Below are 24,014 nucleotides of genomic sequence, written 5' to 3' on the forward strand. Positions count from 1 at the left end.
ATTAAAGTGGCTTCAAGGTTTATAAAGCTCATTTATTAATCCGTCAAGCAAATCCAATCATGCGCATCAAGATCAATGCTTCTGTCGCCACGACCCTGTTGGTCATGTGTATGGCCGCAGGCTCTGCCTTTGCTGAGGGCACTCCACTGACGCTTGCCGAGGCCGTCGCACGGGCTAGACTCCACGCGCCGCAATTGCAGGGCGCTGACGCAGCCTTGCGCATCGCCGATGCCAATGTACGCCAGTCTGGACTTCGACCGAACCCGACACTTTCCCTTGAGGCTGAAAATGTCTTGGGATCGGGACGCTACTCCGGTTTCGGTGGGGGAGAAAAGACGGTCGCGCTGTCAATGCCCTTGGAGCTCGGTGGTAAACGCGGCGCGAGGATGCGCGTGGCCCAGGCTGAACGGGCCGCCGCCGGTATTGGGGCGCGCTCCGCGGAAGCGGAGCTGACATTTCTGATTACCGAGGCGTTCGTTACCCTTGCTGCCAACGAGCGCTATGTCGCGATCGCAAAAGCTGGTCATGAACTGGCTGCGCGTGCTCACCATGCAGCACGCGAACGGGTGCGCGTCGGAAAAGCATCTCCAATAGAGGAGCAAAGGGCGGACGTGCTGCGAATCAATACGGAGGTTCGTCTGGGCAAAGCACTACGCGCCGCCGAACTGGCCCAGAAAACGGTCGCACGGCTGACAGGCACGGCGATGCCGCTCACGATCGCGTCCACGTGGTTCGAGCAAATAGAACGCAGCGAGATGACGCCGGCAGCAGGGCAGGGGTTGGCGATCGCAACAGCAGAGGCCGAGGTGGCCGCTGCGGAAGCTCGCGTCGATGCGGCCAGGCGCGACCGGATACCGGACGTAACGCTGACCGCAGGCATGCGCCGTTACGGCGAATCGTCCGACAAGGCCGCTGTGCTCGGCCTGTCGGTCCCACTGCCATTGTTCAATCAGGGCACGGCCGCGCTGGCGCGCTCGCGGGCGGAATTCGATCGGGCTTCCGCCGCGCGCCGCGGCGTCGCACTGCAATTCGAGCAATCCAGCGCGCAGGCGGAAGCCGAGGTGGCCGACGCATTGGCGGCCGCACGGGCCGCCAATGGCCCCGCGCTCGCCGCCGCAGAAGAAGCGGCGCGCATCGCGAGGATCGGATACGCCGAAGGAAAATTCCCGCAACTCGAATTGATCGAGGCCGAGCGCTCTTTGGCCGAAACCCGCGAAAGCTCGGTCGACGCGCTCGCAGCACTCCATACTGCCCGGGCACGTCTGGCTCGGCTCCAAGGTTCCAACTCTCCAATTTATAAGGATTGACCCATGCAAGCGGTATTCCGATCGGGCCTGTGCGCCGCGATGATCCTGTTGAGCGCATGCTCCCCCAAGCCAGAAACAGCCCCTAAAGTAGCGGCCGAACAGGGTGAAAAAACGGCGACCGCCTCAGGCGAGAAAGCCGAGAAGGCCGAGAAGAGCGGCGAAGCCGGCGAGCGGGGCGAAGCTGCGGAGAGAGAAGGCGAAGCCGAAGCCAAGGAAGATTTTGTATCGCTATCGGACCAGCAAATCAAAGCCGCGGGTATCGAGATCATGCCGGTTCGACAGTCCTTCGCTGGGGCGGTCGAGGCGCCTGCAGTCATCGCGGCAGACCCGAAGCATGCAGCCGTCGTCTCGAGCGCCGTTGGCGGCCGGGTTGTCGAGGTCCGGCGCAACCTGGGCGACCCGGTCGCTCGGGGCGACGTGCTGGCTGTAATCGAAAGCCGTGACGTAGCCCAGCTCAGGGCCGACGTTGAAATCGCCAAGCGGCAGTACGAGCTCTCGCAAGCCACGTTCGCGCGCGAAGAACGTCTGTTTGGCGAAAAAGTCACCTCGCGACAGGAATTCGAAATTGCGCGCAATGCCGCGCAAGAAGCACGCACCCGCCTTCGCCTGGCCGAGCAACAACTCGCCGCCGCCGGGGGAACGGGCGGAGGGCAGCTTAACCGGCTGATGCTGCGCTCCCCGATCAAGGGCAACGTCACGGCGCGGCAGATCGCCCTGGGCGACATCGTCGCGCCGGACGCACATCTGTTCGAAGTGGCCGACCTCAACGAACTGGCCGTCGAGCTTTCGCTGTCGCCGAACGACGCCGCCCGCGTCACCGTCGGCACTGCGGTGGACGTGTCGATTGATGGCCGCACCGGCGCAGGCCGCATCACCCACGTATCGCGCGTCCTCGATCCCGCCACCCGCCAGGTACGCGCCATTGCACGGCTGTCGAACGGGGAGGGAAGCTGGCGCATCGGCGAGACGGTCAGGGCATCGATCGCGCTCGAGGGCGGTACCGGCGGCACCCAGCTGGCCATTCCACGGACCGCCGTGCAGACGGCGGAGGACAAGCCGAGCGTGTTCGTCCGGGAGAAAGAAGGGTTCGCGATCAAGCGCGTCGTCCTCGGCGGTAACGCGGCCGGCTACGTCAAGGTGGTGTCCGGCCTCGACGGCAAGGAACAGATTGCGGTCAGCAATACTTATCTGCTGAAGGCGGAGCATGGCAAGGGAGAGGCAGGGGACGATGACTGATTTCCTCGTTCAACGGCTCCTGAAGGATACCCAACCATGATTGCTCGCATCGTCAACTTTTCCGTTGCGCGGCGGTGGCACGTCCTCATCGCCACCATCCTGCTGTCGATCCTCGGCGCATTCGCACTGACGCGCCTGCCGATCGACGCGGTACCGGATATCACCAACACGCAGGTGCAGATCAACGTCGTCGCACCGGCGCTCGCGCCGGCCGACGTCGAACGACAGGTCACCTATCCGATCGAGACGGCGTTTGCCGGCATTCCCGGACTGGAATCCACGCGCTCGTTGACCAGGCATGGATTTGCACAGGTCACGACGGTCTTCAAGGACGGCACGGATATCTATTTTGCTCGCCAGCAGATAGCGGAGCGGCTGCGCGCCGTCGAGCGCAACTTGCCCCCGGGTGCTACTGCGAGCCTGGGTCCGATCGCGACCGGGCTTGGCGACGTCTACATGTGGACGGTGGAGTACGCCTCCAAGCCGGCCCAGAAAGTCGGTACGTCGGCCGGCTTGCAGGCGGACGGAAGCTATATCACCCCGGAACGGGAAGTGCTGCGCGGCGCTGTTGAGAAGGCTACCTACCTGCGCACGGTGCAGGACTGGATCGTCGCACCGCAGCTCAAGAATACCGAAGGGCTGGCGGGCGTCGACGTCATCGGGGGCTACGTCAAGCAGTATGTGGTCACGCCGGATCCGCAACGACTAGCGGCCCTGGGCATCAGCCTGACGATGCTGGGCGAGGCATTGGAGCGCAATAACACGAGCGCCGGCGCCGGCGTCGTCGTCCAGAACGGAGAGGCCCTCACCGTCAAGGCCGATGCGCGCATCACCTCATCCGAAGAACTGGCAAAGACCGTCATCACCACCCGTAACGGCACGCCAGTGCTGGTGTCGCACGTCGCTAGCGTCGGCCTGGGGCAGGAGGTGCGTTTCGGCTCGGCGTCCGAAGGCGGCCAAGAGGTCGTCGTCGGTACGGCCGTGATGCGCATTGGCGAGAACAGCCGGACCGTTGCCGCCGCCGTCGATGTCCGACTCAAGGAAATCGCACATTCCTTGCCGCCCGACTTGCTCATCCGGCCAGTCCTCGACCGCACTCGGCTGGTCGATGCCACCATCAAGACCGTGGCAACCAATCTGACCGAAGGCGCGCTTCTGGTGATCGCCGTCCTGTTCGCGCTACTCGGAAACCTGCGCGCGGCGCTGATCGCCGCAGCCGTTATTCCGGTCACCATGCTCCTGACCTCGGCGGGCATGCTCGAGGCGGGACTCTCGGCAAATTTGATGAGCCTGGGCGCGCTGGACTTCGGCCTGATTGTCGATGGCGCCGTGATCATCGTAGAGAACGCGCTGCGCCGCATCGCCGAACACCAGCATGCGACTGGCAAAACTCTTACCAAAGCGGAGCGCCTTGATTCCGTTGCGGCCTCCGCGCGCGAAATGATCAGGCCAAGCGTCTATGGCCAGGCGATCATCATTCTCGTCTATGTCCCCCTGTTGACGTTCCAGGGGGTGGAAGGCCGGATGTTCGCACCGATGGCGGTAACGGTGATTCTGGCCCTGGTATTCGCTTTCATTCTTTCTCTTACCTTTGTGCCGGCGGCGATCGCGCTATGGCTTTCGCGCCATGTCAATGAAAAGGAAAACCGACTGGTCAAAGCCGTATCCACGTCCTATGCACCTTGGCTGGACCGTGCACTCGCGAAGCCCAAGCTGACCGGCGTACTAGCGACCGTCGGTTTTGCGGGCGCGCTGGGTCTGTTTACAACGCTGGGCCAGGAATTTCTCCCGACCCTCGACGAGAAAGACGTGTTGCTGCAGGTCGCCCGCATTCCCGGAACCTCCCTGGACCAGAGCCAGGCGATGCAGTTCGCTGTCGAGAAGGCGGTCGGCAAGCTGCCCGAGGTAAAGCTGGTCTTCTCCCGAACAGGTACGGCTGAACTGGCCGCCGACCCTATGCCGCCGAATATCACGGACACCTTTGTCATCGTTAAAGACCGTTCGGAATGGCCGGAACCCGGGATGAGCAAGGCCGAGCTGGTTGAGAAGATCGAGAAGGCGGTTGCAGGCATCCCGGGCCAGAACTACGAGCTGACCCAGCCGATCCAGATGCGCTTCAACGAACTGCTGGCCGGCGTACGGGGCGACATTGCCGTCAAGGTCTACGGCGACGATTTCAACGCCATGATCCGCACCGCCGAGCAGGTTGCCGAAAAACTGCGTGCGGTCGAGGGCGCGGAGGACGTCCGGGTAGAGCAGGTGCAGGGGCTTCCGCTGCTCGATGTGCGGCTGGACCGCGACGCCATGGCGCGGGTTGGATTATCCGCTCAGGACGTGCACGACACACTGGCGGCAGCCATCGCGGGCCGGGAGGCTGGTTCCATCTATGAAGGCGACAGGCGCTTCGACGTGGTGGTGAAACTGGGTGAGACCAGCAGGAACGATGTGGAAGCCTTGCGCCAGTTGCCAGTGCTGACGCCAAGCGGCAGTTTCGTGCCGCTGGGGTCGGTGGCCGCGCTGGAGACGGCCAAGGGACCGAACCAGATCAGTCGCGAGAACGGCAAGCGTCGCGTCGTGGTACAGGCCAACGTGCGCGGACGTGACATCGCCAGCGTGGTCAGCGAAGCGCGCGCAAGCATCAACGCGGACGTACGGGTGCCCGCCGGTGCATGGATTACCTGGGGCGGGCAATTCGAGAACCTCGAGCGTGCGCGGATGCGTTTGGCAGTCGTGGTACCAGCCTGCTTCGCGCTCATCATCGCGTTGCTGTACTCGGCTGTTGGGTCTTGGCGTTCGGCCGCGGTCGTGTTTACGGGCGTGCCTCTCGCCCTGATCGGGGGTATCGCCGCACTCTGGCTGCGTGGCATGCCGTTTTCGATCTCGGCGGCCGTTGGATTCATCGCACTGTCCGGCGTCGCTGTCCTCAACGGGCTGGTAATGGTGGGCTCGATCGACGACGTGGCGAAACAGCTTCCGTGGGCACAAGCGGTGCGCGAAGGTGCGCTGCGGCGCCTGCGCCCCGTCTTGATGACGGCACTGGTCGCATCGCTGGGCTTCGTCCCGATGGCATTGGCAACCGGCGCCGGCGCCGAGGTGCAGCGGCCGTTGGCCACCGTTGTGATCGGAGGCCTGATCTCCGCTACGATCCTGACGCTGTTCGTGCTGCCGACGCTTTACCAGCGCTTCGCCCGTCCGCCCGAGAACGTGGCGGAGGGAATTTGAACAGTCCAGTAGAGTGAACGCAAGGACTCGAACATTGGAAGGAATCACATGAAAGCGCAATACGACCTGGTCATCGTTGGCGCGGGTTCAGGCGGGTACATCGCCGCAATCCGCGCCGGACAACTCGGCTTGTCCGTGGCCTGCATTGAATCGAATCCTTACGCCGCACCCGACGGCCAGGCGCGCCCCGGAGGAACCTGCCTGAACGTGGGATGCATTCCATCCAAGGCATTGCTTGCGTCGAGCCACCTGTACGAACAGGTCGTCCACCACACCGCCGAGCACGGTATCACCACTGGCGGCGCGGCGATCGAGGTCGACAAGATGATCGATCGGAAGGACGGGGTGGTCTCGAAAATGGCCAAAGGGATCGAATACCTGTTCAAGAAGAACAAGGTCGACTTTATCAAGGCGCGCGCGCGCTTCGTCGGGATGCAGGACGGGGTATATTCCCTGGAAGTCTCGGCCGAAAATTCCGTGCAGGAGATCAGCGCGGGTAACGTGATCATCGCCACCGGGTCGAAGCCGCGCCAGCTGCCAGGCACCCGGATCGACAATGCAATCATCTGCGACAACGCCGGAGCGCTCGATTTCCGCGAGGTGCCGAAACGCCTGTGTGTGGTTGGCGCCGGCGTGATCGGTCTCGAGCTAGGCTCAGTGTGGCGGCGCCTGGGTGCGGATGTCACCCTGCTCGACGCCATGCCGGACTTCCTGCCCGGCTGCGACACCGCCGTGTCCAAGGAAATGCTCAAGCTGATGTCTGGCCAAGGGCTGAAATTCGACCTTGGCGTGAGCATCGACAGCATCGCGCTCAGCGGCGGCGGGGTGCAGATTTCGTATCGCGACCGTGCTGGCGCCGCCAAGGAGCTCGCTTGCGACAAGGTGATCGTGGCGATCGGGCGCGTGCCCAATACGGATGGGTTGGGAATCGAGGCAATTGGCCTGGAGCTTGACCAGCGCGGCTATGTGCCGGTCGATGAACACTGCCGCACGATATTGCCGAACCTGTTTGCCATCGGTGACGTCGTGCGCGGGCCAATGCTTGCGCACAAGGCCGAGGAAGAGGGAATCATGGTCGCCGAGATCGTCGCAGGGCAATCCGGGCAGGTGAATTACGCCGCCATCCCCTTCATCATCTACACGAGTCCCGAAGCCGCGTGGGTTGGCAAGACGGAGCAGGAACTGGCACGCGAAGGCCGCGCATTCAAGTCGGGACAGTTCCCTTTCTCGGCCAACGGGCGCGCACTCGGCCACGGCGACGCACAGGGGTTTGTCAAGGTCCTAGCCGATGCCGAGTCGGACCTTGTGCTGGGCGTGCATATCGTCAGCTCGCTCGCGTCGGAAATGATCGGTGAAGCGGCAATGGCGCTCGAGTTTTCGGCGTCTTCGGAGGACATTGCCCGGATCTGCCACGCGCACCCGACATTGTATGAAGCAATCAGGGAAGCGTCGCTCGCTGTCGACAAGCGTGCGCTGAACATCTGACCGTCAACTGTATAGGAACCGATAGTGGCCAAACCCTTTTCACCGCTCGCTGCCGTGTTGGTCGCCGGGCTTATCGCACTTGCCGACCTGGTCACCAAGGCCGCAATCGTGGAACATCTGGCCTACGGCCAGCAGATCGAGTTGTTACCCTTGTTGAACATCGTCCATGTGATCAACCAGGGAGCGGCGTTCGGTCTTCTGGCCACGGCCGGCGGATGGCAACGCTACCTTTTCATTGTTGTAGCCGTACTCGCGTCGATCCTGATCGTCCGGATGATCCGGAAACCTGAAACAGGCTCCGCGGAAAGGATCGCTCTGGCGATGATCCTTGGCGGAGCGGTTGGCAATCTCGTTGACCGAACTGCGCGGATGGGCGTCGTTGACTGGATCGATGTGCATGCAGGAGCGCATCACTGGCCAGCTTTCAACATCGCCGATATCGGGATCACGGTCGGCGCCACGCTCATCGTTTTGCACGCGCTGTTCGGTGGCCGTGCAGCACCTCCGGTATCCGACAAGACCCGATAGTCATCGCCCCCTGGACGCGCACTGCCACCCGAAGCATGGCCAGTCGCGCGGGGCGGTCTGAACAGGGCGACGATCCAGCCCATACAGAACAAACATAATCAGATCTACAACAATTCGAGACCCATGTTTCTGCCCGGCGGGCGTTGTAAAATTTGCCATACTCCAGTGTTCTCTTCCGTAACCGAGCAGTCAAGGACTCCATGAAGCGCCTGTTTCTGATCATATTGTTCGCGCTTTTGCCCTTACAGACTGGCTGGGCGGCAGGATGGTGCGTGATTTCCGACGACGCGTCGGCCATCGCAGCGGTATCCGACGTAACCGGGGCTGCAAATCCGATAGACGTGCAGCTCGAAGCTGGCTGCAGCGCAACTTGTGTATCGGCATGCGACTTGCAGCCCCTCGGCAGCGATTCTTCCGTGATCGAATGGTCAGGGCTGTCGCGCTCCTATCCCGGCAGACTCAATCAGCTAAATTACCAGTCTCCAATACTGGACGGCCCGATTCGGCCGAAATGGCACTGATCATCGAAGCCGGCAACTACCGCCTGCGCTTGATGGGTAATCGTGCACAAGCACTGCACGACCCCATCCGTCTCTACAAATAATGCAGCCGCAACTGACTTACTCCCGACCATGGCGGCCCACAATCGGCCACGTCGAGAGTCAGTGCGCTTGAAAAATCAAACATTCAACAGGAAAATTCAATGAAAACTCACATCAACTTCTTATCCGCGGTACTTCTCGCGTGCATGTTCATTCCACTCGACTCGCGGGCCAATGAGGGGGGCATGCCCTCAGAGAGCGCCGCAGAAGCGAAGACTGGTAGAGCAGCACCGTTCGGCTACTCCTCCAATGCAGCGCCTGACCGCGTTATCACAATAGTGGAAGGCAAGACCAGATCGATTCACGTCAAGCGACTCGAGACTGTCCGTATTGTAGACGGTCCAAGAAACCTTACCTGGACCTTCGATACGCTCGGCCTGTCGCCGATCTCCTTGGCGAACATCCTTCCAAACGCAACGAACGTAACAATCTATGTTGAGGAAAGTCCAATGTACGCCAACTAAGCTTCGCCATTTGGCGTTCTGGTAGGGCGCTATCACTAGTTCGAAGCCGCCCGCGGTTTCGAGCTAGTGTGAAGCCTGATATGCAATCTACCGGGCGAATACAAGCCGGGGGCACGTACCCCACGTGCGACGCTATTGATATGAGCAGTGCTGAAACAAGCGCCGCTTAACTACGTGCTCGGGCAGTATGAAGACGGCTCAATTTGACGGAGACGCTCATGCATGAGATACCGCGAGATGGTGTTCCAGACAGTACTCTTTCGTTCGCCCGGGACGGCTATCTTTTCATTACTAAACGTTGTACGCGCCTGGGGACCGACCTGTTTCGCCCACGACTGATGCTTCAATCGACGGTTTGTATGCGCGGCGAAGAATTGGCCAGACTATTTTATGACAATGAGAGGTTCAAACGCACCGGTGTTGCTCCATCGAGACTCCAGGAAACACTGTTTGGCCGAGGAGGCGTGCAAGGACTGGACGGTAATTCCCATCGGTGCCGAAAGGAAATGTTTCTCTCCTTGATGAGCGCCGAGCGTATTGCGGAACTGGCGGAGCTCAGTGCCGCGCAATGGCACAGGTCCGCGGCAAATTGGGAGCGCCGCTTCCAGGTGGTTTTATTCGACCAAGCGTGTGAAAGCTTGTGCCGGGCCGTCTGTGCCTGGACAGGAATCCCGCTGGTTGAGTCCGAAGTCAGGAATAGAACGGATGACTTCGTAGCGATGATCGATGCTGGCGCGGCGATCGGTCCAAGACACTGGCGTGGAAGATGGGCGCGAAACCGCGCTGAGCGCTGGATCGAGGGTCTGGTAGAAGATGTGCGTCATCACCGGCTAACGGTGGATGAAGACTGCGCACTATATGCGATCTCATGGCATCGCGATTTGTCTGGGTAATTGCTCGACAAGCGAACTGTGGCGGTGGAACTCATCAACGTTGCAAGGCCAACGGTCGCGGTCGCCTGGTATATCATGTTCGCGGCCATGGCTTTGCATCAGCACCCGCAATGCGGTGAGCGTTTGCTGGCTGCCGAAGCGCACTACCTCGATTATTTCGTTGAAGAAGTCCGCAGGTTTTATCCGTTTTTCCCGGTGGTAGCTGCGCGCACGCGGCGGGAGTTCGAATCGAAGGGCTATCGTTTTCCGAAAGGAGAAAGGGTCCTGCTCGACTTGTATGGGACGAATCACGATCCGAGGCTTTGGGACGAGCCCCATACATTCATGCCCGAACGTTTTCGTCAATGGAAGCGTAGCCCTTTCAGCTTCATTCCACAGGGAGGGGGGGAATATCTCGATGGTCACCGTTGCCCTGGCGAGTGGATCACCGTCGAACTGATGAAAGTTGCCGTTGTGTTTCTCAGCACCAGCGTAAGGTACAGCGTACCTCAGCAGGATTTGCGGATGAGCCTCTCACGCATACCGGCGTTGCTGTCCAGCCGTTTTGTGATTGGTAATGTACAAATCTGATCACCTGAGGGAAGGGAAATACCTGCCTGATGAGAATGTCCGGAGTTCCGCGTCAGACCTCTCTGATTTGCGTTGCCAGTAATGCTCCGACCAGACAGAGAACTCGGGTTAGCAAAATACCAGTGCCTGCTTCGCACTTGGTTCAACAACTGCGTTTCCGCCCGCGATTTCGATCATGTTACGACGGCCAGCCGCCATAAGGCGCTTTCCGTCAGCTTAGTCGTATACCACACTGGATGTATCTCTGTTGCGCGTGCAGGGTTCGAATGGAATACCTCGTATCACGACTGATGTCCTTTTGCCTCTGAGAGGATTTCATAACCTCCCTTCCCAGCAATGAACGAAACCACTGTTCCAAGCAGCAGATCAGGAAGGTTTGAATTTGTCCACATTACTAACGCGCCCGAAAGCACGATTGCGCCGTTCACAAGCGAATCGTTATTCGTGAATATAGTCGAGGCCTTGAAATTGATGTCCTGGCCGCGATGCTGCTTCAGCAGGCGAATGCAATAGATATTCAGTAGGGCATTTGTTGCAGCCATGGCCATCATGGCTGGTCCCAGCGGTGCCTCACCGCCAAGAAAACGACGGACAACTTCAACCAACAATAGGCAGGCGAAACCAATGAGGAGCCAGCCAGATAATTGCGCCGCACGCTTCTTGATTGTGCTGGATCTACCGACCGCGTACAGACTGACGCCATAGACTGCAGCGTCACCCAGGTTGTCAAGGCCAGCGCCAACCACGGCAGTTGAAGATGCCCATATTCCGACAGTCACCCCGGCCAAACACTGGCCCAGATTGATTAGCAAGACCTTCCATAAAATGCCACGATCACGCTCGTTGGAACCGTCCAGACCTGATTCGTCATCGCTGTCCTTGCCAATATCCGACATCGGATCTCCAAAAGATTGCAGGAAGAACGCGCCCAGCGCTTTTCTCTACCGGACGCGCTTGGATGAACACAGAATACGTCAGTTACCAAAGCGAGCGCGCACATATCAAACACGAGCCAGGTAAGAAGCTTGGATTAGGGTTGCCGAGCACTTGCAGTAAACTGCCATGACAACGCACGCATGGAGCGCGTCTGGCGACGCCTGAAGGGCGGATTGATCCATCGCCAGTGGTATGCGACCAGGGCCGACGCTGAACCGGCAATTACGAAATACATCAAGATCTTCTGGAACCACCAGCGGCGCCATTCGCGTCTCGGCTATCTATCGCCAGCATTGTTTGCCGAAAAGATCAGCAGATGGCAGCTGGCTGCTTGAAACGGACGTGTCCACTATTGACAGTACAGCTCACTTGACCAGGGCAGGAATTGCACGCACATAGACCAGTTCACTGCCCAGTTCGACCAGGGTTTGTGTGATCACAGCCGCCGCCGCAATTCCACGCAAATCGTCGGGTAACGCGAGCGCGAGCGGCAGCACTACCAGAGAATTGCGCGTCGACGCGCTGAAGGTCACGGCGCGAGCCGCTGCTACCGGCAGTTTGAACATGCGCGACGTGAAAGCTCCTACCAGTGGGGCAAGCACCATGAAGCCAATATAAACCGGAATGACCGGCACCAATTGTTCGATCTCCCTGATGATCGCTCCGATCTGCGAACCGATGACGACCACCAGCACTGCGGCCATGGCTGGGACCGGGAGCCAGGCCCATCCGATATTCCATTTCTCGACGATGGACGATCGCTTCGCGAGTCCGGCAGTAGCCACCGCAAGCAACAGCGGAGCCACGATCAGCAGCAGGAATGCGTCGACAAACGGCGCGACAGCGATGACGACGCCAGATTCGCCGCCAGTTATTACGCTGAGGTAGATGGGCAGTAGGAGCAGCTGAAGCAGGAGCAGGATTGGCGTGGCAGCCAGGGTCAGGCGCGAATCGCCTTTCCCGAGATGAGTGAATACGACGACGTAGTCAATACATGGCGTCAGCAGAACCAGGAGAGCGCCGATTAACAGCGCAGGACGATCGCTCAGTCCACGCGTCAAGACCCATACCAGAAGCGGTATCAGCACAAAATTGGCGACCAAAACTGCAGATATGAACGCTCGATTACCCAACCCCTTCCTTAGCTCGAGAAAGGGAATCTGCAGAAACATCGCATACATCAGGACCGCAATGGCAGGTGTCACCAACAGATCAAGCCTGGCCGCAGCATCAGGCGCAAGGATCCCCCCGAGCACGGCCAAGGCGGCACTTACAACATAGACTGGAATCTGATTCCGTTCCAGGCTTTCGCGGTTCAAGTTGTTTCCCTCTCGGCGATAAGGTGATGATTACCCGGCAGGCATCAGCCGCGACGCCTGCTGCGAGCCATTCAATAACTATTTGCGGACCTTCATCAGATTGAAGCCGAAGCCAAGACCAGCCGCCAAGAGCAGGGCCAGTTGCGCCGCATAAGTCTCTATCGTCGGGTAGAGGCCGAGGACCGGCATCCGCGGTCCCGTGACCGGTGTGGCCGTCAGCCATCCGGCTTCCTGCAGCCCTGCGATTCCTTTTCCGACCAGGACAACTGCCAGGGCGGCCACCAGCACGGAGCTGAACGAGAAGAATTTACCGATCGGCATGCGTGCGCTGGTACGCAGGAAAATGACAGCAATTATCGACAGCAGGACCAGGCCTGTAACGAATCCTGCCAACAGCGCAGGGCCGTTGCCGTCGGCGCCGAGCGCCGAGTAAAACAAAACCGTTTCAAAGACTTCCCGGTATACCGCGATGAATGCCAGGGCAAATAACGCCCATGCGGAGCGTTTTTCCATCGCCGCTGTCAAATGCTGCTTCAGGTAGGCTTGCCATTGTCCGGCCTGGCCTTTCTGGTGCATCCATAGCCCGACCGACAGCAGCACCGCGGCGGCGAAGAGCGACGAGAGGCCTTCGGTCACTTCACGGCTTGCACCACTGATGCTGACCACATAGGTGGCCACTACCCATGTCAAGGCGCCTGCCGCCAGCGCCGAGATCCAGCCGGCGTGCACGTAGTGCAAGGCCTGTGGACGCTCCGCTTTGCGGAGGAACGCAACCATCGCAATCACGATCAACAGGGCTTCGACACCTTCGCGCAGGAGAATAGTCAACGCGCCCACGAACACCGTCGTCGCGTCGGTCTTGTTCGCGCCGGTAAGCTCCTCGACACGTACGAAATACGCGTCGAGTTGAGAGGCGTATTCGGTCGCACGCAACACATTGCCTTGTGCAACCGCGCCCCGGTATAGCTGCATGGTTCGCTCCACGTCCACCAGGAGCTGGCGGTCCGTCGCGTCGAGCCTCGCCTCGAGCGGCTCGAAGCCGTCCAAGTAAGCCGATAAAGCAAGCTCGGTGGCCTTCGCCCGCTGCTTATTCTTCAAGGCATCCAGGCTGTCCTGCAGCAGTTTGCGCGCAAGGACGATGCCCTTGCGTTCCTGCTGCTCCTGTACGGCCTCGGGGTGGGTGCGTGCGTAGGCCAGGACCGCCCGCGCGGTCGACGGTGAGCCAGCCTTCGCCAGTTCTTCTTCGGTCGCCGTCACGAGCGTGTTCATGTCGGGAATCGTGGCGGCCGCGGAGGTGTTCTGTGCAAACGCAGACGCTCCGACTGCGACGTCCGTGTCCTTGAACGCCAGGCTGCCGACATAGAACGCCAGAGACCAGCGGTCATGCTCGGACAAGCCTGCAAAGGCCGGCATCGATGTGCCCTCGACACCCTGGCTGATGACCTGATATAGGGCCATGAGAGAGCGGGAGCGGGCTCTTTCCTCATCGGTAAATGCGATTGGTTTAGGTTCGAGCTTGGCCGCGAGTGGCCCATCGCCGGCGCCGGCCGCTCCATGGCATGAAGCGCATTGCGCTTGGTACAGCGCCGCACCGCTGGCCAGATCGGGCAAGGCGCGCGGCGCAACAGGGAAGGGGTAGGCCTGCAGCAGCAAACGGTTTGCCTCTCGCGCAAGCAGGGAAACCTGTTGCGGCGCTTCCTTGCGCTTGACCGCCTGCTTCAGCTTGGTGGTGGCAGCTGCCAGTTCTGCATGCAAAGGATGCGGAGGCAATGCCGTCACCTGGTTCTGTGCGCGCGTCGAGAACTCCTGCATTTCGCCGTATTCGAGTTCGCTGACAATCGCTCCGTTCTGGACCGCGCCGGCGTAATCGACGGCGACATAATCGAGCAACTGCCAGAGCTGGCGGACTTCTGCTTCCGATGATGTGGGACTAGCGTGTGTCGTACCGATCACGCAGCAGCAGAACATTACGAAGGCGATTAGCCGACGCCAAATGGGGTACGTCATATCGGGATACTTGTCTTCAGGTTCGAGAACCTGATATTAAACACCTTCAAGCTACTTGAAGGTCAAGCGCATTGTTCCGGCTGTTCGCTGGTTCAGCAATGCAGTGATGGCGCGGAAAGTCCAGGGCTAGTCAATGGCGCCCAGGCCTTACTGGCTCGTCGCAAACGTCCGCAGCGCCGAGCGCCTGCAGGATTTCACATGGATTTGTGCTGTCGGTGGCGATGCAACGGCTCCTGAGGTCTCTGAGCTGCGCTTCTAGTACTGACAGATTTGCTATACGGTCGACGATGTGCCCGATGTGCTTGTCGAGCAACGCGTTGACGCTCTCGCAATTTTTTCCGGGCGCCTCGCGAAAATCGAGCAGCGTCCGGATCTCATCGAGTGTCATGTCCAAGGCGCGGCAATGCCGAATGAACAGCAAGCGCTCAGCGTGAAGCTCGTTATAAGCTCGATAATTGTTTGCCGACCTTTCAGGCGGAGCGAGCAATCCGATGCGCTCATAGTAGCGGATGGTTTCAACCAAGCAGCCTGACCGGTCTGCCAATTCGCCAATCTTCAAGAAAAATCCCGGTACGTTAACTTAGTGCTTGACCCCGTACCCGCTACAGGGTGTTCAATGTGAACTATACACAGTTCTCGAGGAGTCGTCATGTCGGAATGCCAGACGAAATCATGTTGCGAAAAATCTGCACCGATCGAGACCGCGGGTGCCTCATCTGCAGCCTTGGACCATTCTCTTCTCATTCGCATCGACCAGATGGACTGCCCGACAGAAGAGGGACTGCTGCGGCAAGCGCTCGGACGCGTTGCAGGCGTCGGAAAGCTCGAGTTCAATCTTGTCCAGCGCCGCTTGCGGGTGGAGCACAGCCTCGGCGATCCACAGGCGATCCTTGCAGCAGTACGCGCGGTCGGCATGGACCCGGTGATTGAACAGACCGAGGAGCAAAGCGGGTCAGCAGCCGGCACTGTTTTCCGCATCGAGAACATGGATTGCCCCACCGAGGAGACGCTCATCCGTAACAAGCTGTCCGGCATGCCGCAGGTCGAACAGCTCGACTTCAATCTCGTCCAGCGTCGCTTGGTCGTCAGGCATAGTGGGCCGGCAATGGCGATCCTGGATGCACTGACGTCCATCGGTATGCAGGCGGTGCTCGTTGCAGCTGGGCAAGGACGAGCCGCTGCGGTCCCATCGGTCTCCCGAAAGCGGCAGTATTCAGTCCTTGCCCTGGGCTTGGCCGCAGCAGTCGGTGCCGAGGTCGTCGCATGGACGACGGGCGATGAAAACTGGTGGCCAGTCATCCTGCTATCGCTGCTTGCGATCGCGACGACGGGCTTGGGGGTGTACAAGAAAGGCTGGATTGCGGTCAAGAACCGCAATTTGAATATCAATGCCCTGATGTCAATCGCCGTGACCGGCGCGGTACTGATCGGGCAATGGCCCGAAGCGGCGATGGTCATGGTCCTTTTCGCGCTTGCCGAGATAATCGAGGCCCGCTCGCTCGACCGTGCGAGAAACGCCATCCAGGGCCTGATGGCATTGACACCCGAACGGGTAAGCGTGCGCCTTGACGACGGCAACTGGAGTGAACAGGACGCCACCACGGTCGCGATCGGCGCCCTGGCCCGTGTCGCACCCGGCGAGCGGATCGCCCTGGACGGGGAAGTGACCACTGGCCAGTCGTCAGTCAACCAGGCGCCGATCACGGGCGAGAGCATGCCGGTACCGAAGACGGTCGGCGACAAGGTGTTTGCCGGCACGATCAATGAAACGGGCTCTTTCGAATACCGTGTCACCGCCGGCCACAGCAACTCGACCCTGTCGCGCATCATCCGCGCGGTCGAGGACGCGCAGGGCAGCCGCGCGCCCACGCAGCGTTTCGTCGACCGCTTCTCCAGCATCTACACGCCCATCGTGTTCGCCATTGCGCTCGCCGTCGCCCTGGTGCCGCCGCTCATGCTGGGCGCCGAATGGATGCCATGGATTTATAAGGCGCTTGTCCTGCTGGTGATCGCTTGCCCCTGCGCCCTGGTGATCTCGACCCCGGTCACCGTCGTCAGCGGCCTGGCTGCGGCGGCGCGGGCCGGCATCCTCATCAAAGGCGGCGTCTACCTGGAGCAGGGCGGCAAGCTGCGCTCGCTCGCACTGGACAAGACCGGCACGATCACCCAGGGTAAACCCGAAGTGACGGACGTGTTGCCCCTGCAAGGCGATGCACAGACTCATCTGCAGCTCGCGGCCGCGCTCGCGGACCGTTCCGACCATCCGGTATCGACCGCGGTGAGCCGCCACTGGCAAAACTTGGGCCTGGACCTGCTCCTCGCATCCGTGACCGAGTTCGAGGCCTTGACCGGCCGCGGCACGAAAGGGCGGATCGACGGGAAGTGGTACTACCTCGGCAATCACCGCCTGGTCGAGGAGCTCGGCATCTGCAATACCGCGACGGAAAGTGTCCTGGCGACACTGGAGGGTGAAGGAAAGACCGCGGTTGTCCTCTGCGATGAGACGTCGCCACTGCTGGTTATCGGGGTGGCCGATACCATTCGTGAAACCAGTCGCGAAGCGGTGGCCCAGCTTCATGGGCTGGGAATCCGGACGGTCATGCTCACCGGCGACAATGCGGTGACGGCCAAAGCGATCGCACGGCAGGTTGGCATCGATGACGCCCGCGGGAACATGCTGCCCGAGGATAAGCTCTCTGCCATCAATGACGAGGTGGCGCAATTCGGTACCGTCGGCATGGTAGGGGATGGCATCAACGATGCCCCGGCGCTGGCCAAGGCCGATATCGGGTTTGCGATGGGCGCAGCGGGCACCGACACCGCCATCGAAACAGCCGACGTCGCGCTGATGGATGATGATTTGCGCAAGATCCCGCAGTTCATTCGCCTGAGCAGGCAGGCAGCCGCCATCCTCAAGCAGAACATCGTTGCAGCCTTGCTGATCAAGGCCGTGTTCCTGGTGCTCGCTATCGCAGGATCAGCCACCTTGTGGATGGCCGTGTTCGCGGACATGGGCGCCAGCCTGCTGGTTATCTTTAATGGCATGCGTCTGCTTCGCGTACGTCTGCATGGCAGCAACGTGTAACCGCACCGATGCTATACTCGCGACCATGATGCGCCGTTTTCTCACTTGCATGCTGATGATGCTCGCATTCCAGTTTACCTGGAGTGCGATCAGCGCCTATTGCATGCATGAGACTGGACGAGCCGCACAGCACCTTGGACATCATCAGCATAAGACCGGCGCTCACGATCAGGTGGCGGCCGCCGATGACGGTAAGCCTGCGTCGACGAAGAAGATCGCGCAGCACTCGCATTGTTCTTCGTGCGCGCACGCAGTGCTCGCTCCCGCAGCCGTTCAAAACGCCCCCTACCTGACGATGGCGCACTTCGCGCCGGTTGGTTCAAACGTCAGTTACGTTTCAGTCACTCAAGTCCCTCCCGAACGCCCCCAGTGGCCCGCCGCCGTGTAATTCCGGCGGCTATACCTTCTTTTACCAGGTAATCCCCGAGCCTTCCGACCGTGTGCCAACGCACTCGGCCGGTGTGCTCGCTGTCGCCGGATAGCTTTCGATTCGTTAACTTCGGAGTTATCTATGCAATCCAGATCGTTGATCATGGGCGCGCTGTTGCTGTTTTCACAGTCGACGTCCCTTTACGCGCAAACGGAAATTTTGCGCGATCCAAACAGTCCGCCGCTCGCCGGGAATACGTCGCTACTGCCGCTGACCCTGCAGCAGGCGTTGCAGGCTGCGTACGCAGGCAACCCAGGCTTACGAGCCGCATCACAGGCGATCGGCATTGCCGAGGGTGGGAGGCTTCAGGCAGGCGTCATACCCAATCCTGAGCTGGCTCTATCCACCGAAGGAACCGACCGTCGGTCCAGGGTCGAGACCGCCCAGATTACCCAGCTCATCGAGCTCGGCGGCAAACGAAGCGCCCGCATCGCGGTCGCCGAACAAGAGCGTCTACTCGCCGTCCAAGCAGTGAACGTGCGACGAGCGATGTTGCGTGCCGACGTTATGGCGGCCTATTTGGAGGCCTTGACAGCGCAAGAGCGGGTCGGTCTGGCCGAGGCGGCCATTGAGGTCGCAAGCCGGGCGACGAATGCCGCGAGTCGGCGCGTCGCTGCCGGCAAGATATCGCCAGTCGAACAAACCCGTGCGAGTGTTGCAGAGTCGGCCGTGCGTCTTGACCTCACCCAAGCAACAGCCGACCTGAAGTCAGCCAAACGCAAGTTAGCGATACTGATGGGCAGCTCGCGAGCGATTGCCCAGCCACTCCAGATGCCAGCCGTCGAGTTCGCTGCCGTACCGACGATGAACGAGCTCGAGCAGCGGCTAACCATGTCGCCGCAACTGCGTCAGGCCGAAGCGCAAGTCAAACGGCAGGATGCTTTGGTCGGCATGGAACGTTCGGCGCGGGTACCAGATGTGACGGTGACCGTGGGTAGCCAGCGGGATCGTGAACGCAGCGGGAGCGAAGCCGTCTTTGGTATCTCCGTACCGCTGCCACTTTTCAATCGCAACCAGGGGAACATGCTCTCAGCACTTAGACGAGCCGACCAGGCTCGCGACGAATTAGGCGCCGAGCAGCTTCGGGTGTATGAGGAAATCGCGGACGCTCACCAGCGTGCAGAGGTCGCTCAGCTTCAGATCGACAGCCTCAAGTCCGAGATGCTGCCAGCGGCGCAGCAAGCCTATGACGCTGCCGTGACTGGTTTTGAACTCGGAAAATTCGGGTTTCTCGACGTTCTTGACACCCAGCGCGCATTAATTCAGGCACGCAGCTTGTATCTGCGCGCTCTGTCCGATCGGTATCGAGCAGCAACTGATATCGAACGAATCGCACCGGCTACTAATGCCGAGAGCACCACCATCTTCAAGGAACACCTGCAATGACGCCCCTGCAAAATCATCGTAAGAAAAATCTGCCAATCATTGCCGCAATCGTGGCCGTCGGTGTCGTGCTGGCCCTGGCCATCCTGTTCTGGAACAAGGGAAGCGCTGAAGGTAGCGCCGGCGAAGATGCCCATGGCCATGCCGAGAGCGGTCAGAAGGAGGGCGCAAAAGAAGCCGGTGGAGCAGGCGACGAACGCGCCGAGGATGAGCACAAGGACGAAGGAGTGGTCAAGCTGCCGGTCATGCAGGCAGAAAAGGCCGGAATTACGACCGCCGTTGCCGGTGCGGCCACGATCGAGAACATTGTCAAACTGCCTGGCGAAGTCCGTGTCAACGACGATCTGACAGCTCACGTAGTGCCGCGCCTGGGCGGCGTCGCCGAATCAGTGCCGGCGCAGCTGGGGCAAACGGTCAAGAAGGGCCAGGTGCTAGCCGTCATTTCAAGCCCGGAGCTGGCTGACCTGCGTAGCGCCGCGAGCGCGGCACAGGTAAGGCTCGGCCTGGCCAAAACCATCTATGAGCGGGAAAAGAAACTGTGGGAGGACCGTATCTCTGCCCAGCAGGACTTTCAGCAGGCCGAACAGGCACTTCGCGAGGCCGAGCTTACCTTGCAGGCAGCGCGCTCGAAATTGGCAGCTCTTGAAGTGGGCTCCGGAGGCGGCGCATTGAACCGGTACGAGTTGCGTGCGCCGTTCGACGCTGTCGTCGTTGAAAAGCACATCACGCGGGGCGAAGCGGTGCAGGAAAACACCAATGTTTTCGTACTAACCGACCTCTCGCGCGTCTGGGTCGATGTCGCAGTCACACCGAAAGACTTGGCAAGCGTGCGCAGCGGCGCAACGGCGGTTGTCAGTGCCACCGGCTCTGATATGAAAGCCGTTGGGAAGGTAAGTTATGTCGGCTCACTAGTCGGGGCACAGTCCCGCGCCGCCACAGCGCGCGTCGTGATCGACAACCCAGGCGGCGCGTGGCGCCCTGGCCTGTTCGTGGACGTCGCACTGGTGCAAGGGACTAAACAGGCTGCTGTGGCGATTCCGGCCGATGCTATCCAGACGGTGGAAGACAAGCCAGTAGTGTTTGTAGTGACGGAAGGGGGCTTTCGCACGCAGCCGATCGTGGCCGGCATTAGTGACGGCAAAGGGGTGGAAATCCTGAAGGGCCTGGCAGCAGGAACGCGCTACGTTAATCGCGGCAGCTTCGTGCTCAAGGCCGAACTTGGCAAGGGCAGCGCCGAGCACGACCACTAATAGGGGATTTCCATGTTTGAACGCATCATTCGTTTCGCCATCGACAGCCGATGGCTGATCATGGGTCTAGTCCTGGCCATGGCGGCAATTGGCGTCTACAACTATCAGCGTCTGCCGATCGACGCTGTGCCAGATATTACTAACGTGCAGGTTCAGATCAACACCTCGGCACCAGGCTATTCGCCGCTCGAGGTCGAGCAGCGCATTACCTATCCGGTCGAGACCGTGATGGCGGGCCTGCCTGGACTGCAGCAGACTCGCTCATTATCGCGTTACGGGCTGTCGCAGGTCACAGTCGTTTTCCAGGATGGTACTGACATCTACTTCGCGCGCCAGCTGGTCAACCAGCGACTGCAGGAAGCCCGTGAAGGGCTGCCGGAGGGCGCAACGCCCATGATGGGGCCAATTTCCACTGGCTTGGGCGAGATCTACCTCTGGACGGTCGAAACAGAAGCAGGCGCAAAGAAGCCTGACGGGACAGCCTATACGCCAACTGACTTGCGCGAAGTGCAGGACTGGATCATCAAGCCGCAGTTGCGTCAGGTCCCGGGCGTGACCGAAATCAATTCGATCGGTGGCTTCGCTAAGGAATACCACATCACGCCGGATCCGAACCGGCTCAGTTCCTATGGTCTGACCCTGGCCGACGTCGTCACTGCGGTTGAGCGCAATAACGATAACACCGGGGCAGGCTACATCGAGCGCTCGGGCGAACAGCTTCTCATCCGCGCGCCGGGGCAGGTGCGAACCATCGAAGACATCCAAAACACCATCCTGAAAAATACCGATGGCGTCGCGGTTCGGATTCGTGATGTCGCGGACGTCGCCGTCGGCCGCGAACTGCGCACGGGCGCCGCGACCGACAACGGTGCCGAAGTTGTGCTCGGTACCGTATTCATGCTCATCGGCGAAAACAGCCGGCAGGTCTCGCAGCTCGTTGCAGAGAAGATGGTCGAGATCAACAAGACTTTGCCTGCTGGCGTCAAGGCCGTCCCCGTGTATGACCGTACGGTGCTGGTCGACAAGGCGATTTCCACGGTACGTAAGAATTTGCTCGAAGGTGCGATCCTGGTGATCGTGATCTTGTTCCTATTCCTGGGCAATATCCGCGCAGCGATTATTACCGCGATGGTCATTCCACTGTCGATGCTATTCACCTTCACCGGCATGGTGACCTACAAGGTCAGTGCCAACTTGATGAGCTTGGGTGCTCTCGACTTCGGCATCATCATCGATGGCGCGGTCGTGATCGTGGAGAACTGCGTGCGGCGCCTGGCGCACGCGCAAGAACAGACCAAACGTGACCTAACCTTGGAAGAGCGCTTCCGTGAAGTGTTTGCGGCCGCAAAGGAAGCGCGCCGGCCACTGCTGTTCGGGCAGTTGATCATTATGGTTGTGTACCTGCCGATTTTCGCTTTGAGCGGGGTCGAGGGCAAAATGTTCCACCCGATGGCGTTCGCTGTCGTCATAGCTTTGCTTGGCGCGATGATTCTGTCGATCACGTTCGTGCCCGCGGCCGTTGCCCTGTTCATCGGCAAGCGCGTGGCCGAAAAGGAGAACCGCTTAATGACAATGGCGCGTAATGCCTATGCGCCTGCATTGCGCGCTGTCCTGCGTAACGGACCGATCGTGCTGACGGCATCGATTGTCACCGTGGTCCTGTCTGGACTGCTGGCGACACGACTCGGGAGCGAATTTATTCCCAACTTGAATGAGGGCGACATTGCGATCCAGGCGCTACGCATTCCCGCGACCAGCCTCACCCAATCAGTCGATATGCAGAAGAAGCTGGAGGTCGGCCTCAAAGCGAAGTTCCCCGAGATCGAACGGATATTTGCCCGCACCGGTACCGCCGAGATTGCATCCGATCCGATGCCGCAAAACATCTCGGACGGCTACATCATGCTCAAGCCGGAGGCCGACTGGCCGAAACCGAAACGCAGCCACGCCGAACTTGTGGAAGCCATCCAAGAGGAGGCGGAAAAATACACCGGCAATGCCTATGAGTTCTCGCAGCCTATTCAACTGCGTTTCAACGAGCTAATCTCCGGCGTGCGTAGCGACGTCGCAGTCAAGCTGTATGGCGACGACATGGAAGTGCTGGCATCGACCGGTGCTCAGATCGCCGCGGTGCTACAACGCGTGCCGGGCGCAGCTGAAGTTAAGGTAGAGCAGACTACCGGTTTGCCGATGCTGACAGTCAATATTGACCGGGACAAGGCAGCGCGCTACGGGCTGAACATCACTGATGTGCAGGCCACGATCTCTGCGGCCACAGGTGGACGCGAGGCCGGCACCATGTTCGAAGGCGATCGCCGCTTCGCCATCGTGGTACGGCTACCAGAGGTGCAACGCGCAGACTTGGATGCACTTCGTCGCCTGCCGATCGCAGTGCCACCACCCTCAGGCACAAGCGCTGGAGGCAATGAAGACGTTCCCGCCTTCATTCCCTTAGGTGAACTGGCAACGCTCGATCTAGCACCGGGTCCGAACCAGATCAGCCGCGAAGACGGCAAACGCCGTATCGTGGTCAGTGCCAATGTACGCGGCCGCGATATCGGCAGCTTCGTGCCGGAAGCGGAGGAGGCTCTGGCCAAGGGCGTGAAGATCCCTGCAGGCTATTGGACCACTTGGGGCGGGACATTCGAACAGCTTCAGTCGGCTACCCAGCGCTTGCAGATCGTTGTGCCGCTGGCGTTGTTCCTGGTGTTCATGTTGCTATTTATGATGTTCCGAAACGTCAAAGACGGGCTGTTGGTGTTCACCGGCATCCCGTTTGCCTTGACCGGCGGGATCGCGGCCTTGGCTTTACGAGGCATTCCGCTGTCGATTACCGCTGCGGTCGGCTTCATCGCCTTGTCTGGGGTGGCCGTGCTGAACGGGCTGGTAATGATTTCGTTCATCCGCTCGCTGCGAGAAGACGGCATGTCGCTCGACGAAGCGATCACCCATGGAGCGCTAACGCGTCTGCGGCCGGTCCTTATGACGGCGCTAGTTGCGTCCTTGGGATTTGTGCCAATGGCGATTGCCACTGGCACCGGCGCCGAGGTACAACGCCCGCTGGCGACGGTGGTTATCGGCGGCATCCTGTCGTCCACGGCGCTAACGTTGTTGGTACTGCCTCTTCTATATCGACTGGCGCATCGTAAGGATCCAGATGGCCCCCTGCGTGAGACGCGCGTGGTCACCCCCGTCTAAAACCCGCGTGAAGCTGTGTATCCGGCGGTGTGAACAGCACACCGCCTCTTGAGGGGCGAGTCAGCGGTATGTGCCGGCACTCATGTTTGGCTCGCCCAT

The 24,014-nt window shown here is 60.2% G+C and carries 17 protein-coding genes and 1 pseudogene; 14 read left to right on the top strand and 4 right to left on the bottom strand.

Annotation, left to right across the window (positions count from 1 at the left end; translation table 11 throughout):
* Positions 1-59: 59 nt before the first annotated feature.
* From KY496_RS04580 to KY496_RS27025, 9 genes are all read left to right on the top strand, one after another.
* Entirely contained in the window at positions 60-1,307 is a 1,248-nt protein-coding gene (locus tag KY496_RS04580) for a TolC family protein (RefSeq protein ID WP_205289051.1), read from the top strand.
* A gap of 3 nt (positions 1,308-1,310) precedes the next feature.
* Positions 1,311-2,543: an efflux RND transporter periplasmic adaptor subunit gene (locus KY496_RS04585; RefSeq protein ID WP_219864041.1), complete on the top strand. Its 1,233-nt coding sequence runs from the start codon at positions 1,311-1,313 to the stop codon at positions 2,541-2,543.
* Between the two features lie 36 nt (positions 2,544-2,579).
* On the top strand, positions 2,580-5,765 hold the full coding sequence (locus KY496_RS04590; RefSeq protein WP_219864042.1) for an efflux RND transporter permease subunit: 3,186 nt from the start codon (positions 2,580-2,582) through the stop codon (positions 5,763-5,765).
* A 48-nt stretch (positions 5,766-5,813) separates the two neighbouring features.
* Positions 5,814-7,250, top strand: coding sequence for a dihydrolipoyl dehydrogenase (lpdA, locus tag KY496_RS04595; protein WP_109343485.1), 1,437 nt, complete (start codon positions 5,814-5,816; stop codon positions 7,248-7,250).
* Between the two features lie 24 nt (positions 7,251-7,274).
* Positions 7,275-7,778: a signal peptidase II gene (gene lspA / locus KY496_RS04600; protein ID WP_205289050.1), complete on the top strand. Its 504-nt coding sequence runs from the start codon at positions 7,275-7,277 to the stop codon at positions 7,776-7,778.
* A gap of 200 nt (positions 7,779-7,978) precedes the next feature.
* On the top strand, positions 7,979-8,299 hold the full coding sequence (locus KY496_RS04605; RefSeq protein WP_162819332.1) for a hypothetical protein: 321 nt from the start codon (positions 7,979-7,981) through the stop codon (positions 8,297-8,299).
* Positions 8,300-8,481: 182 nt separating this feature from the next.
* Positions 8,482-8,844 carry a CzcE family metal-binding protein gene (locus tag KY496_RS04610; protein WP_109343484.1) on the top strand — a complete coding sequence of 121 codons (363 nt, stop codon included), beginning with the start codon at positions 8,482-8,484 and terminating at the stop codon, positions 8,842-8,844.
* A gap of 218 nt (positions 8,845-9,062) precedes the next feature.
* Positions 9,063-9,737: a hypothetical protein gene (locus KY496_RS27020; protein WP_229520415.1), complete on the top strand. Its 675-nt coding sequence runs from the start codon at positions 9,063-9,065 to the stop codon at positions 9,735-9,737.
* A 24-nt stretch (positions 9,738-9,761) separates the two neighbouring features.
* On the top strand, positions 9,762-10,307 hold the full coding sequence (locus KY496_RS27025; RefSeq protein ID WP_229446441.1) for a cytochrome P450: 546 nt from the start codon (positions 9,762-9,764) through the stop codon (positions 10,305-10,307).
* Positions 10,308-10,588: 281 nt separating this feature from the next.
* Here KY496_RS27025 and KY496_RS04620 read toward each other — a convergent pair whose 3' ends face one another.
* Entirely contained in the window at positions 10,589-11,203 is a 615-nt protein-coding gene (locus tag KY496_RS04620; protein WP_184236247.1) for a cation transporter, read from the bottom strand.
* A 174-nt stretch (positions 11,204-11,377) separates the two neighbouring features.
* Between KY496_RS04620 and KY496_RS04625 the strand changes: the two are divergent.
* Positions 11,378-11,578: pseudogene (locus KY496_RS04625) on the top strand (IS3 family transposase); the annotation flags it as partial.
* A 30-nt stretch (positions 11,579-11,608) separates the two neighbouring features.
* Here the strand turns inward: KY496_RS04625 and KY496_RS04630 are convergent.
* The 3 genes from KY496_RS04630 to cadR form a co-directional block, all read right to left on the bottom strand.
* Complete coding sequence (locus tag KY496_RS04630; protein WP_184236242.1) at positions 11,609-12,562, bottom strand: arsenic resistance protein; 954 nt, start codon at positions 12,560-12,562, stop codon at positions 11,609-11,611.
* Positions 12,563-12,640: 78 nt separating this feature from the next.
* Positions 12,641-14,569: a cytochrome c/FTR1 family iron permease gene (locus KY496_RS04635; RefSeq protein WP_184236239.1), complete on the bottom strand. Its 1,929-nt coding sequence runs from the start codon at positions 14,567-14,569 to the stop codon at positions 12,641-12,643.
* 130 nt (positions 14,570-14,699) lie between these two features.
* Positions 14,700-15,128: a Cd(II)/Pb(II)-responsive transcriptional regulator gene (cadR, locus tag KY496_RS04640; RefSeq protein ID WP_219864043.1), complete on the bottom strand. Its 429-nt coding sequence runs from the start codon at positions 15,126-15,128 to the stop codon at positions 14,700-14,702.
* 90 nt (positions 15,129-15,218) lie between these two features.
* On the opposite strand from cadR, the gene KY496_RS04645 reads away from it, so the two are divergent.
* From KY496_RS04645 to KY496_RS04660, 4 genes are all read left to right on the top strand, one after another.
* Positions 15,219-17,654: a heavy metal translocating P-type ATPase gene (locus KY496_RS04645; RefSeq protein ID WP_109343483.1), complete on the top strand. Its 2,436-nt coding sequence runs from the start codon at positions 15,219-15,221 to the stop codon at positions 17,652-17,654.
* Positions 17,655-18,165: 511 nt separating this feature from the next.
* Positions 18,166-19,470: a TolC family protein gene (locus tag KY496_RS04650; protein ID WP_005670931.1), complete on the top strand. Its 1,305-nt coding sequence runs from the start codon at positions 18,166-18,168 to the stop codon at positions 19,468-19,470.
* Positions 19,467-20,717: an efflux RND transporter periplasmic adaptor subunit gene (locus tag KY496_RS04655; protein WP_005670929.1), complete on the top strand. Its 1,251-nt coding sequence runs from the start codon at positions 19,467-19,469 to the stop codon at positions 20,715-20,717. Before KY496_RS04650 ends, KY496_RS04655 begins: the two co-directional genes overlap by 4 nt.
* 12 nt (positions 20,718-20,729) lie before the next feature.
* Positions 20,730-23,915 (top strand): CusA/CzcA family heavy metal efflux RND transporter, encoded by a 3,186-nt coding sequence (locus KY496_RS04660; RefSeq protein WP_005670927.1) that lies wholly within the window; start codon positions 20,730-20,732, stop codon positions 23,913-23,915.
* The last annotated feature ends 99 nt before the right edge of the window (positions 23,916-24,014 follow it).

The sequence above is a fragment of the Massilia sp. NP310 genome (assembly GCF_019443485.1).
Taxonomy (GTDB): Bacteria; Pseudomonadota; Gammaproteobacteria; order Burkholderiales; family Burkholderiaceae_D; genus Telluria; species Telluria timonae.